Genomic DNA, 12,443 nt, shown 5'->3' with positions numbered 1-12,443 from the left:
CTCTTATTTAAAAAGCTTGTCATCGTCATCGCCGGCATCTTTGGTTGGATAACCTTCGGCATCAATCCCGCGGTCGTTTTTTGGATAACCTTCTTCGTCCAGGTCATCGCGGTTGTCTTCTGGTGTTCTCGCCAGTATTTCATCAATCGGGTCTAACTCAATGTCCTGGCCTTCGTCAATGTGCATTCCTAAATTATCCAAGCTGTTGACATCGGTTTCAAGCGTTTGGCCGGGAATGTATTCATCTACAGCTTCCGGGTTAGATTCGTCATAGGTCGAGTTAAAATCTTCTCCGTTTGGCGCAGCCGTATTGTACGGATAATCATGCTGATAATCAGGGTTATCACTTTTTACATCCAGCTCATAACTATTTTTTTCGGTGTTATAAGCTAAATCGTTTTTATCAATGGTATTGCCCATTTCTTTCAGCTTTTTATCGCGGTCGAGGTTTTCATCGTTGCCGGGCACTAATGGATTCGGATTGTTCATGATCTTTTTTTTTATCTAATATAAAGGAATTTTTGAGCCGGAAGTTTGCCGCCGGGTTCAATTATCATGATTTTTACAGGAAATCCGGGTTGCCGTTCTATCATTTTTATATATTTGAAACACTAAAAAATCATTGATAAAAAACGTATGCCACAGAAAATTAAGGTAGCCAATCCGGTTGTAGAACTGGATGGCGATGAGATGACCCGCATCATCTGGAAATTTATTAAAGATAAACTGATCCTGTCCTACCTGGATTTGGACATTCAATATTTTGATTTAGGTATCGAATACCGCGACGAAACCGACGACCAGGTTACCATAGATGCCGCCAATGCAATTTTAGAATGCGGCGTTGGTATTAAATGTGCCACCATTACGCCAGATGAAGCCCGCGTGGATGAATTTGGGTTGAAACAAATGTGGAAATCGCCAAACGGAACGATCCGGAATATTTTAGACGGAACGGTTTTCCGCGAACCGATTGTGATGAGCAACGTGCCGCGTTTGGTACCGAACTGGACGGCCCCGATCTGCATTGGCCGCCATGCTTTTGGCGATCAATACCGTGCAACCGATTTTGTAACCAAAGGAAAAGGTAAACTGACCATCACTTTTACACCGGAAGACGGTGGAAAAGAGCAATCTTATGAAGTGTATAATTTTAAAGGTGATGGCGTTGCGCTGGCTATGTACAATACCGACGAATCGATCCGCGGTTTTGCCCACGCGTGTTTTAATCAGGCTTTGATGAAAGGGTGGCCGCTGTATTTATCGACCAAAAACACAATTTTGAAGAAATACGACGGCCGTTTCAAAGATATTTTTGAAGAAATCTATCAGCAGGACTACAAAACCAAGTTTAAAGAAGCAGGCATTGTTTACGAGCACCGTTTGATTGATGACATGGTTGCATCAGCCTTAAAATGGAACGGTAACTTTGTTTGGGCTTGTAAAAACTACGATGGCGACGTACAGTCTGACACGGTTGCGCAAGGTTTTGGTTCTTTAGGTTTGATGACTTCCACATTAGTTACCCCGGATGGCAAAACGATGGAAGCCGAAGCAGCACACGGAACTGTTACGCGCCATTACCGCGATCATCAAAACGGAAAACCAACTTCTACCAACCCGATTGCATCGATTTTTGCATGGACGAGAGGTTTAGAGTTCCGCGGAATTTTGGACGGGAACCAGGAACTGATCGATTTCTGCAAAACGCTGGAACAGGTTTGTATCGATACGGTAGAAAGCGGCAAAATGACCAAAGATTTAGCGGTTTGCATCCACGGAAACAAAGTAGAACATGGCCGGGATTATCTTTATACTGAAGAATTTCTGGAAGCCATTGATAAAAATTTAAAAGCAAAACTCGGTTATTAAATACAAATTTTATACCGATAAAAGAAGCACGTTTACTTTTGCAAACGTGCTTCTTTGTTATATTTGATTTATGGAATATCTCGAACAGGTAAAATCTATCTTAAAACAACTTAAACCGAGGTTGATGTCTAAATACGGCGTTGATACTTTGGGTCTTTTTGGCTCAATTGTGCGCGATGATTTTACCGATCAGAGCGATATTGATATTGTGGTAAGTTTTAGCAAACCGATTGATATTGACTTTTTTGATTTGGCAGACGAGTTGGAAGAAAAACTGAACAGAAAAGTTGATTTGGTTTCAAGGAACGGGATCAAACCCAAGTATTATGAAGTAATTGAACCAGAAATATTATATGTCTGAACGCGAGCCGGATTTATTATTTAAGGATATGTTAGATAGTGCTGAAAAAATAATCAGGTACACTTCTAAACATACCAAAGAAGACTTCTTAAACGATCAAAAAACAATTGATGCAGTCATCAGAAATTTTGAAATTATAGGTGAAGCAGCCAACAGGCTTCCGGAAGCCTCCAAAACTAAGATCCCAAATTTAGAATGGAACAAGTTAAGAGGTTTTAGAAACAGGCTTGTTCATGATTATATCGGTATTGATTATGATTTGGTCTGGACAACCAAAAACAAAATACTACCCGAACTAATTTTGTCCATAATAAACCTATTAAACATAACAGAATAAATTATTACCATGTCTCAACTATATCCCTTAAAATTCAAAACCATTTTCAAAGATAAAATCTGGGGTGGCGAAAAAATAAAAACTGTTTTAGGAAAAGATTTTTCTCCCTTGCCAAATTGTGGCGAAACCTGGGAAGTTTCGGGCGTTAAAGGAAATATTTCTGTTGTTGCCGAAGGCGAATTGGAAGGAAAGTCTTTAACAGATTTATTAGATGAACATAAAGGCGATCTGGCCGGAAATAAAATCTATGAAAAGTTTGGGTCAGAGTTTCCATTGCTGATCAAATTTATCGATGCCAACGATGATCTTTCTATCCAGGTGCACCCGGACGATGAACTTGGCAAAAAGCGTCATAACTCATTTGGTAAAACCGAAATGTGGTATGTGATGCAGGCGGATGCAGGCTCAACTTTGATTTCCGGTTTTAATCAGGCCGTTGATGAAAAGGTTTACGTTGAAAAACTGGAATCCGGCCAAATCATGGATATTTTAAACAAAGAAGATGTATCTCAAGGTGATATTTTCTTTTTGCCCGCCGGCCGCGTACACACGATTGGCAAAGGTTTGCTGATTGCAGAAATCCAGCAAACTTCAGATATTACGTACCGGATTTATGATTTTGACCGTGTGGACGACAAAGGGAACAAACGCGAACTGCATACTCAGGAAGCCTTGGCTGCACTGGATTACAAGGTTTACCCGGAGTACAAATCCCTTTATCCGCATACCAAAAATGAGGCGGTAAAAGCAGTATCGTGTCAGTATTTTACAACTAATATTTTGGATTTTACTGAAAACACCTCACGTAGTTATGCTGATTTGGATTCGTTTGTGATTCATGTTTGTGTGGAAGGAAGTTATGATTTGGTCAGCAATCAGCAAAAAACCGCTGTTAAAAAAGGAGATTGTGTATTGATTCCGAATGCGATCAATAACATCCAACTGGAAACTGCTACAGGTTTCAAAATCTTGGAGACTTTTGTGGCTTAAAACCAAAAAACATGCTGTAAAAGAAGCATCGTATTAACAAACGATGCTTCTTTTATGAGGTAAAATTCAGGCTTGTTTTGCCAGCTTTACTTCAATCTGACCATTCATCAACCGGACATCAAATTTTGGCTGAGGCTCTGTTGCCGGTCCGGAAACAACGCTGCCATCTTTTAAAGAAAATTGAGAATGGTGCCACGGACAAACCACACTGCAATCTTCTTTTAATTCGCCATCGCAAAGCGGCCCGCCCAAATGCGAACAAGTATTGGCAATTGCAAAAATTTCGCCTTTTTGTTTAACAATCAATACGGCAATTTTTCCGGCTTTTGCTACAGCCATTTGGTTTTCTTTTAAATTCTTTTCCGGGAAAACAGCAACAAAATCTTCAGGATATTCGGCAGAAACCTGTGTATGGTCCACGCCTACCTGTTCGCCATAAACCAAATGGCCGCCCAGATAAGCCGCCAAACCGGTTATGCCATAACCCAGCATTGCCAGTGCAATGGCCGTTGCCCGGTCTTTTTTCTTTTTCCGCAGAAAATAGGACGTAGTATAAAGTGCGGTTGCGCCCAGGTTTAACATGCCGTGCATCAAACCGATTTTTTGCTTGTTTTTAGTCGTGCCGCTCCAGTCCGTAAGGCCGGTTATGGCCGAACCAGCAGCACCTAATAGGCCAATAGCGATGGCAGCATCTGCCCCGCTTTTATATTTTTTTTGTCCTGAAAGTTCCAAAACGTCCAATACGGCAGAAGCTGTCCAGGAACCGATTGGTACATCGGTAATCAACGGGTGCAACGGATGGCCAAGCCAGGTGCCGTGTAAAAAATTCTTGATCTCTGTGCCTGCTTTTCCGCCGGATTTGAACGCCCCGATTACAGCCGGGCGAAGTTTTCCGCCAATTTCGCCCAGCCATTCCTGCGCTGTTATTGCATTGATAAATTTATTTTCTGCCATGATAAATTTTTAAGTATAGCATTATAACCTGCGGAAACAACAACTGTTTTACTTTGATAAATTTGGCAGATGCTTCTTTTATCGGCATAAAATCATTGTCCGAAAACCTCAAACTTTTCCCAGAAACCATCTTTGGGCAACGGTGCCAGGATGTCTGTCGGTTCTTTTTTTACGGGATGGATAAATTGCAAGCGGCGGGCGTGCAAACAAATGCTTTTTTTCAAACTGCCGCGCGGATAACCATATTTGTTATCGCCCACAATGGGGCAACCCAAAGTAGAAAGTTGTACTCGGATTTGATGCGGACGGCCGGTGATCGGGTCAACTTCAATCAGATAAAAACCATTCAGTTCGCCAATTAATTTATAGTTCAGTTCGGCACGCAAACTGCCTTTTACTTCGGTTTTGTGCGGCGTGGTTACGTTTTTCTGCTGATTTTTGACCAGCCAATGCACTAAATTTCCGCTTTCCGGAACTGGTTTTTGCCGGACAACAGCCCAGTAGGTTTTGTGCATTTCACGGCTTTTAAACATTTCGTTCATCCGCTCCAAAGCTTTGCTGGTTTTGGCAAACATAATTACGCCGCTCACCGGCCGGTCCAAACGGTGCATCACACCCAAAAAAACCGCTCCGGGCTTGTTGTATTTTTGGGCGATGTAACGTTTTATTTTTTCATCCAGCGGCTCGTCTCCGGTTTCATCAACTTGCACGATATCCCCGGCGCGTTTGTTTATGGCGATGAGGTGGTTATCTTCATACAGAATATCTTTTTCGGTGATATCAGCAGGTGTTGGAATATATTGTGATTGGCGCATGATGATTTTAGTTAGTGAAAATGGTGCCGATTATCTGTTTCGGATTGATTGTTCTCATTCCATAAACTTACAATCAACAACTAGAACTGGCAACCCGCAACTGAAATCAATATTGCTCCTTTTCCCCCGGGAAATCTTTTGATTTCACATCCGCGATGTAATTTTTTACGGCACCACTCATTTCTTCAAACAGGTTTAAATACTGGCGTAAAAACCTCGGCTTAAAACCTTTATTCAGCCCAAGCATATCATGGATCACCAACACCTGACCGTCGCAACCGCTGCCTGCACCAATGCCGATGGTTGGAATCGTTAGCGAATCAGTAACTTGCCGAGCCAGTTTTGCCGGGATTTTTTCCAATACGATACCAAAACAACCTGCTTCCTGCAAAGCCAAAGCATCCGTTTTTAATTTGTTGGCTTCGGCTTCTTCCCTTGCCCGAACGGTGTAAGTGCCAAATTTATAGATAGATTGCGGCGTTAAACCCAAATGGCCCATCACCGGGATGCCTGCCGCCAGGATGCGCGTAACCGATTCTACAATCTCCGTTCCGCCTTCCATTTTTACAGCGTGGGCACCGGCTTCTTTCATGATCCGGATAGAAGAATACAAAGCTTCCTTGGAATTGCCCTGGTAAGAACCAAAAGGCAGATCAACCACCACCAACGCTTTTTTGGCCGCCCGGACAACGGACGAGGCATGATAAATCATCTGGTCCAGCGTGATCGGCAGTGTCGTTTCGTGTCCGGCCATCACGTTGGAGGCCGAATCGCCTACCAAAATCACGTCCATCCCGGCATCTTCCACCACCGCCGCCATTGAAAAATCATAGGCCGTAAGCATGGCAATCCGCTCGCCGCGCTGTTTCATTTCCTGCAAAGTGTTGGTTGTGATGCGCTTAACTTCTTTATTTACAGACATTTGATACTGTTTTTACTTACCTTTTTTCAAGCCGTAAATGTAGGACAACCAATTGTAAATTCATCAAAACATCCTTTATAAAATCGGGCAGAAAATTTACCTTTGTCTCCTGTGAATACAGAAACCCCGCTTTTGCTTTTTAACGCAAATTTCACCTATAGTTTTCCTTCGGGAGATGCTTCTTTTATCCACCTTTTTTCAGAATCAACATGACTAACTTCACCAAATTACCGGCCATTTTATTACTGGCCGACGGAACGGTTTACCACGGGAAAGCGGCCGGAAAGATCGGTACAACTGTTGGCGAAATCTGCTTTAATACCGGCATGACGGGCTATCAGGAAATCTTTACCGATCCTTCTTATTTCGGCCAGATTATGGTAACCACCAACGCGCACATCGGCAATTACGGCATCCATCATGATGAAACCGAATCCGGACAAATCCAAATTGCGGGTTTGGTTTGCAAAAATTATAACATACAATATAGCCGTAAAGAAGCCGATCTGTCCATTCAGGATTATTTTCAGGAACAAAATATTGTTTCCATTTCGGATATTGATACGCGGGAACTGGTGCGCCACATTCGGGATAAAGGTGCGATGAATGCCATTATTTCTTCGGAAATTTTGGATTTGGACGAGTTAAAAGCAAGGCTAAAAGAAGTACCATCCATGGACGGTTTAGAGCTTTCTTCGCAGGTTTCTACCAATGAAACGTATGATATTGGCGATGAAAACTCACAATATCGCGTTGCCGTTTTGGATCTGGGCGTGAAGAAAAATATCCTGCGCAATTTTTCCGAGCGTGGTGTTTTTGCCCGCGTTTTTCCTTCGTACACTACTTTTGAGGAAATGCAGGAATTTAAACCGACCGGCTATTTTATTTCCAACGGTCCCGGCGATCCGGCGGCAATGGATTACGCCATCAACACGGTAAAAAAAGTATTGGAAGCCGATAAACCGATGTTCGGCATTTGTTTGGGCCACCAATTACTGGCTTTGGCGAATGATATCCCGACCGAAAAAATGTTTAACGGACATCGCGGCATCAACCATCCGGTCAAAAATATTATCAAAAACCATTGCGAAGTAACTTCCCAAAACCACGGTTTTGGCGTGGTGCAGGATGCGGTTAAAAATTCTGATAAAGTAGAAATTACGCACATCAACTTAAATGACAATTCGATTGAAGGCATCCGTGTAAAAGGTAAAAACGCTTTTTCGGTTCAATATCACCCGGAAGCTTCTCCCGGCCCGCATGATTCCAGGTATTTGTTTGATGATTTTGTGGCGATGATGGGGAAATCTGAAGAAAAGTAATTAACTTTTAAAGTTTAATAGAAAAGCTACCTTTAAATGGTGTCCTTTTTTTTGATGTTGTTTTTATCGTGTAAAAGTTATTGTAGTAATGCTATATTTAGCAACCATAAGATTAGCATGTTATGAATATAGCAGATTTTATTTCTCATTATAAAAATCATCCTGTTTTATTTATTGGAACTGGGTTTAGCCTTAGATACTTAGAAAATTCCTATACTTGGGATGGATTACTAAGTAAAATTGCTTTTGATTTAAAAGATAACAGCGAATATTACTTAGATATCAAGGCACAATGCGAAGAAGACGGCAAATATCAATTTGATAAAATTGCAACTTTACTTGAGGAAGAATTTAACAAAGATTTGACCGCAGACCGTTATGGTAGATTTAAGAATGTTAATGATATGTTTTATGAAAACATGGCTAAGAGCATCAAACTAAGTAGGTTCAAAATTTATATTGCTAAGATTTTTTCGACAACGGAATTAAGAAGAAGTAAAACAGAAGAGTTAGCAGAATTAAAAAAAATCAGAAAAAATATAGGATCTATTATCACTACAAATTATGATAATTTAATTGAAGAAACGTTTGAATTTAATAAACTTATAGGCAATGACATTTTATTAAGTAATCCATATGGATCAGTTTATAAAATTCATGGATGTACTACTGACGCAGGAAAAATGATAATAACTGCTGATGACTATATTAGATTTTCTGAAAAATATGAATTAATAAGAGCGCAATTACTCTCATTGTTTATTCATAATCCAATTATATTTATTGGCTATCGTATTGGAGATGAAAATATAAAAAGTATCCTTAAAACAATTTTCACATATATAGAACCAAATTCAGATCAGGCAAAAAAAATTCGGGAAAATTTTTTGTTAGTCGAGTATGAAGCTGATTCAAATTCAGAAGAAATTACTGAACATGACATTGATATGGAAGGTTTTTCAACAATTAGAATAAACAAAATTAAGACGGATAATTTTACAGCAATTTACCAAGCACTATCTAATCTACATTTATCAATTTCTGCTTTAGATATAAGAAAGGTACAAACTATTGTTAAAGAAATATATTCAGGTGGAAATATTGCAGTTAAAATAACTGAAGACTTAGATTCAATTAAGAATTCAGAACGTATATTAGCTATTGGTACAGACAAAACTATCCAATACCAGTATTTAACAAGCTCAGAAACTATTTCCAATTATTTTAAAATTATTGATGAATCGAATTCTCAAGTACTTTCATTAATTGATCGTTATACAATTTCAAGCACTCAATATTTTCCAATATATGGTTTTAGCCTTGTAAATACAACTCTACTAAGTATAAATCGTCTTAAGGTAAATCAAAAAGCAAAACTTGACAATGCAATGAGTTCAATTTCAAATATATGTAAAACCTTGCATTCGCGTATTCAAGAAATTAATGATGACACCAATATTTCCAACAGTTCAAAAGAAAATGCTATCTTTTGGTCGATAATGGAAGGTAAAATAGTTATGGATGAAGTTGAAGTATATTTAAGGAACTACACCGATAAAAAGTTATCCAATTATAAAAAAATGTTATGTGCATATGATTTTAAAAAGTATCATAATTAATCTTATTGTCTAAGATTACTTGTTCTTTAGGATTTACAATACAGTTCTTGTAACTTTCAAACCATGATTGTTTCTTTTAAAATAGTCCGTTTAACCATATTTGCTCAAATAGTCACATTACAAAACCCACCGTATCCCCAACTATTACTTTCTATTGGTTACAATTTTTAATCTTGAGCTTTAAGCTTTAAATTTATAACCTTTATAATAACAATTGTATTAACCTGTTTAAATAATTCACTTACATAAAAACCAACTTTCACCCTACTAAAAAAGCATCAACCATAAAAACCGATGCTTCTTTTATCGATCTAAAATCCTTCTTCTTCCCAGGAAACCGATAAGAAGTAACCGAATTAAAAGTTTCCCCAGGTTTTAAAGTTGTATTTGGAAATTGCGGATGGTTTGGCGAATCCGGGAAATGCTGGGTTTCCAAACATAAAGCGGTACGATCTTCGTAAGCTTTTCCATTTTTGCCTTTATCGCTGCCTTCCAAAAAGTTGCCGCCGTAAAATTGGATGCCAGGCTGGTCGGTGTAAACTTTTATTTTGATACCAAATTTATCGCAAGCAGCTGTTATCAACAAATGCTATCCTTTATCTTTCTTTTTGATACTTCTTTTATCGCCTGAAAATCATAATTACACTTGTGCTTTTTTAGATTTTAAACCTGATTTCAATTTTAGTTTAAATGCACAAAATCATTCAAACTCTTTAAATTTTTGATCGCATCGCCCATCGTATTGTTAAAATAAACGTAAACAGATTTCCCGTCGCGTTGCCAATCTTTGATGTATTGTGCGTATTCATACAAAAAACCATCATCATAACTTCCTTTGTAATTACCGCCGGGGCCATGAAAACGCAAGTAAACAAAATCCGTTTTCGGTTCTAACAAAGGTGAAGCCGCAGCAGATTTATCATGCAAAACTATTCCCATGTTATAATTGTTCAGCAGGTCATAAGTTTCTTCAACGTACCAAGACCGGTCTCTAAACTCCAATGCTATTTTCCAATCTTGCGCTGCATCGGCACCTTGTAATGCAAGCATCAGTTTTTCCAATTGATGCAAACTTGCAATTTTCAAACTTGGCGGAAACTGAACCAGCAAACAGCCTTTTTTACTTCCAACTTGGGCGATCACTTGCATAAAGTGGTTTACATCTTCCGCCTTAAAATCAAGTTTTTTATTGTGGCTGATGCCTTTCCAGAGTTTAAAGGTAAACATGAAATTTTCGGGAACGCTTTCTGCCCATTTTTGGACAGTTGGAGCCATCGGGACTTTATAAAATGAGCTGTTGATTTCTACACTGTTAAACAGGGAAGCATAATAAGTCAGCCTGCTTTTATCCTGAAATTCCGGCGGAAAAGATAGTTTGTTGGGCACGGGAAGTACCACGCCACTTGTGCCGGAATAAAATTTTTCATCGGGCTGATTTACCATTATCTAAACTTTTGTGCTCCCAAATATAAAAGCTTGGCTTCAAAATTTTCTTCTAAATTTAATTAAGTGCGCGTTCAAGTCTGCATCGGAAAAAATTCTAATGCTTCTTTTATCCATATAAATTTTATAAGTAGCAATGCGGTTTTCTAAAAAATTGATTTCATTTATGCCAGAACGGTTTCAAATCTTAGTTTTTGCAAATCCGGACTTTACATCCAACTCAAAACAAGTAAAATACAAAGTGAATATGTTCCTGTCAAAACATAACTGCGTCCGGCTTTCATTTTACCATTTCTTGTATGCAATTTTTATCGGCATAAACTTGACGTACTATTTTTTTGCCCGTAAAAACAGTATGTTTGATTATATTTACTGTTGATTAAAACCTGCAAACTACAGAATATTTTTATGATGTTGTGCGGATAAATCCTGACTTGCAAAACGTTAACTTGTAAATTTAGCGGGCCGCAAACTTTCTGCAAATCTCAAATTATGAAACAAATTATTTTTTTGGCCGCACTTTTTTTGTTTGGAAACTTTTCTTTCGGACAGGCTAACAAACAGCAAAAAATTACTTCTCAAGTTTTGCAAAAGATAAACTCAGAAGTTGAAAAAGAAGTTCCGATTTTTAAGAAACAACTCGAAAAAAAACAATTGACACATGATCAGATTGAGTTTTCTTTAGATACTTTTCGGATAAGTCAAATGGTATCAAAACGAATGAATATCGATTATTCAACAATTGGCATGAACACAACAATTGATGCAAAAACAACCGCGTATGACAAATTGCTGAACAGGTATTACAATAAACTTCTGGCAGTTTTAAAACCCGAAGACAAAAAAGTTCTTATTACAGCACAAAGAGCTTGGCTTATTTTCCGTGATGCTGAAACAAAACTTATTGGCACCATGACAAAAGAAGAATATTCTGGCGGTGGCACAATTCAATCAAACATTGCAACAATCGCCTATTCTGATCTGGTTATAAAAAGGACAATTGATCTGTTTGACTACTATAATCATGTTGTAAAACACAAGTAAGCTTGTAACTTTGGTTTGGCAAAACCTGTCGGCAGAACAAAATTTATACCGATAAAAGAAGTATCAAAAGTTGATCATAAATCTGATTCGGTTAGGGCAAACGGATTTCTGATTTCAGTTTTTTGTTACAGAAAGATATTGCTTACCAGCATGTTAGACAGTAAAATAAACATAAATATGCATACAACCGGACAAATCGAAATCCCTCTAAGTAAATCAAAGATGACATTGATGTTCATCGGTTCACTTGCATTTGTAGTAACCGGATTTTTACTTGTATTTAGTCCTGGTATAACCATAGGTGGAAAGTTTTATAATTCAACCATAATTTTTATTACAGGAATAGTTGCAATTTTATTTTTTGGGGCTTGTGCTATTATGATTTTCAATAAACTCAGGGACAATAAAGCGGGTTTAATTATAAACAAAACAGGAATTATCGATAATTCAAGCGGTATTTCAGCAGGGCACATTCCGTGGACAGACATCATAGAAATTACAACTTTGGATATTGTAAACCAGAGATTTTTAATGATCGTTATTGATAATCCAAACCATTATATCCAACGGCAGAAAAATCCATTAAAACGCAAGGCGGCAGAAATAAATTTTAAAAACTACGGCTCTCCGATTAGCATTTCTGCAAACGCTTTGAAATTAAATTTTAACGAATTGGAAATTCTTCTGCAAACACAACTCAGCAATAACAAGCTGCAATAAAAGAAGTGAGATCTATTTTTACAGCCAGATTGTTCAAAAAACAT

The 12,443-nt window shown here is 38.3% G+C and carries 14 protein-coding genes; 8 read left to right on the top strand and 6 right to left on the bottom strand.

The window, feature by feature from the left end; translation table 11 throughout:
• Positions 1 to 3: 3 nt before the first annotated feature.
• Positions 4 to 489 carry a hypothetical protein gene (locus tag ACOFKR_RS08310; RefSeq protein ID WP_419803557.1) on the bottom strand — a complete coding sequence of 162 codons (486 nt, stop codon included), beginning with the start codon at positions 487 to 489 and terminating at the stop codon, positions 4 to 6.
• A gap of 147 nt (positions 490 to 636) precedes the next feature.
• Here ACOFKR_RS08310 and ACOFKR_RS08305 point away from each other — a divergent pair, with 147 nt between their 5' ends.
• From ACOFKR_RS08305 to ACOFKR_RS08290, 4 genes are all read left to right on the top strand, one after another.
• Positions 637 to 1,872, top strand: a complete 1,236-nt coding sequence (locus ACOFKR_RS08305; protein ID WP_419803556.1) for an isocitrate dehydrogenase (NADP(+)) — start codon at positions 637 to 639, stop codon at positions 1,870 to 1,872.
• A gap of 70 nt (positions 1,873 to 1,942) precedes the next feature.
• Positions 1,943 to 2,233, top strand: a complete 291-nt coding sequence (locus tag ACOFKR_RS08300) for a nucleotidyltransferase family protein (RefSeq protein ID WP_419803555.1) — start codon at positions 1,943 to 1,945, stop codon at positions 2,231 to 2,233.
• Positions 2,226 to 2,570, top strand: a complete 345-nt coding sequence (locus tag ACOFKR_RS08295; protein ID WP_419803554.1) for a DUF86 domain-containing protein — start codon at positions 2,226 to 2,228, stop codon at positions 2,568 to 2,570. The genes ACOFKR_RS08300 and ACOFKR_RS08295 overlap by 8 nt, the downstream gene beginning before the upstream one ends.
• Before the next feature lie 9 nt (positions 2,571 to 2,579).
• Positions 2,580 to 3,560, top strand: coding sequence for a type I phosphomannose isomerase catalytic subunit (locus ACOFKR_RS08290; protein ID WP_419803553.1), 981 nt, complete (start codon positions 2,580 to 2,582; stop codon positions 3,558 to 3,560).
• A 66-nt stretch (positions 3,561 to 3,626) separates the two neighbouring features.
• Here the strand turns inward: ACOFKR_RS08290 and ACOFKR_RS08285 are convergent, their stop codons facing one another.
• The 3 genes from ACOFKR_RS08285 to panB form a co-directional block, all read right to left on the bottom strand.
• Positions 3,627 to 4,514, bottom strand: a complete 888-nt coding sequence (locus tag ACOFKR_RS08285) for a Rieske 2Fe-2S domain-containing protein (RefSeq protein ID WP_419803552.1) — start codon at positions 4,512 to 4,514, stop codon at positions 3,627 to 3,629.
• Positions 4,515 to 4,606: 92 nt separating this feature from the next.
• Positions 4,607 to 5,329, bottom strand: a complete 723-nt coding sequence (locus ACOFKR_RS08280; RefSeq protein ID WP_419803551.1) for an RluA family pseudouridine synthase — start codon at positions 5,327 to 5,329, stop codon at positions 4,607 to 4,609.
• Positions 5,330 to 5,435: 106 nt separating this feature from the next.
• The gene (gene panB, locus ACOFKR_RS08275; protein ID WP_419803550.1) at positions 5,436 to 6,251 is read right to left on the bottom strand and encodes a 3-methyl-2-oxobutanoate hydroxymethyltransferase; all 816 of its coding nucleotides are present in this window, start codon (positions 6,249 to 6,251) and stop codon (positions 5,436 to 5,438) included.
• A 209-nt stretch (positions 6,252 to 6,460) separates the two neighbouring features.
• Between panB and carA the strand changes: the two genes are divergently transcribed.
• On the top strand, positions 6,461 to 7,573 hold the full coding sequence (carA, locus tag ACOFKR_RS08270) for a glutamine-hydrolyzing carbamoyl-phosphate synthase small subunit (protein ID WP_419803549.1): 1,113 nt from the start codon (positions 6,461 to 6,463) through the stop codon (positions 7,571 to 7,573).
• A gap of 122 nt (positions 7,574 to 7,695) precedes the next feature.
• Positions 7,696 to 9,192 carry an SIR2 family protein gene (locus ACOFKR_RS08265; protein WP_419803548.1) on the top strand — a complete coding sequence of 499 codons (1,497 nt, stop codon included), beginning with the start codon at positions 7,696 to 7,698 and terminating at the stop codon, positions 9,190 to 9,192.
• A 259-nt stretch (positions 9,193 to 9,451) separates the two neighbouring features.
• On the opposite strand, the gene ACOFKR_RS08260 is transcribed toward ACOFKR_RS08265, so the two are convergent.
• On the bottom strand, positions 9,452 to 9,778 hold the full coding sequence (locus tag ACOFKR_RS08260; RefSeq protein ID WP_419803547.1) for a hypothetical protein: 327 nt from the start codon (positions 9,776 to 9,778) through the stop codon (positions 9,452 to 9,454).
• 95 nt (positions 9,779 to 9,873) lie between these two features.
• Positions 9,874 to 10,635: a DUF72 domain-containing protein gene (locus ACOFKR_RS08255; protein WP_419803546.1), complete on the bottom strand. Its 762-nt coding sequence runs from the start codon at positions 10,633 to 10,635 to the stop codon at positions 9,874 to 9,876.
• Between the two features lie 492 nt (positions 10,636 to 11,127).
• Here ACOFKR_RS08255 and ACOFKR_RS08250 point away from each other — a divergent pair, with 492 nt between their 5' ends.
• Positions 11,128 to 11,679, top strand: a complete 552-nt coding sequence (locus tag ACOFKR_RS08250; RefSeq protein ID WP_419803545.1) for a lysozyme inhibitor LprI family protein — start codon at positions 11,128 to 11,130, stop codon at positions 11,677 to 11,679.
• Between the two features lie 15 nt (positions 11,680 to 11,694).
• Entirely contained in the window at positions 11,695 to 12,399 is a 705-nt protein-coding gene (locus ACOFKR_RS08245) for an STM3941 family protein (protein WP_419803544.1), read from the top strand.
• Positions 12,400 to 12,443 lie beyond the last annotated feature (44 nt).

Origin of the sequence: Mucilaginibacter sp. (assembly GCF_965201005.1) — a bacterium.
Lineage (GTDB): Bacteria > Bacteroidota > Bacteroidia > Sphingobacteriales > Sphingobacteriaceae > Mucilaginibacter_A.
This window is presented reverse-complemented; position numbering and strand designations above follow the sequence as displayed.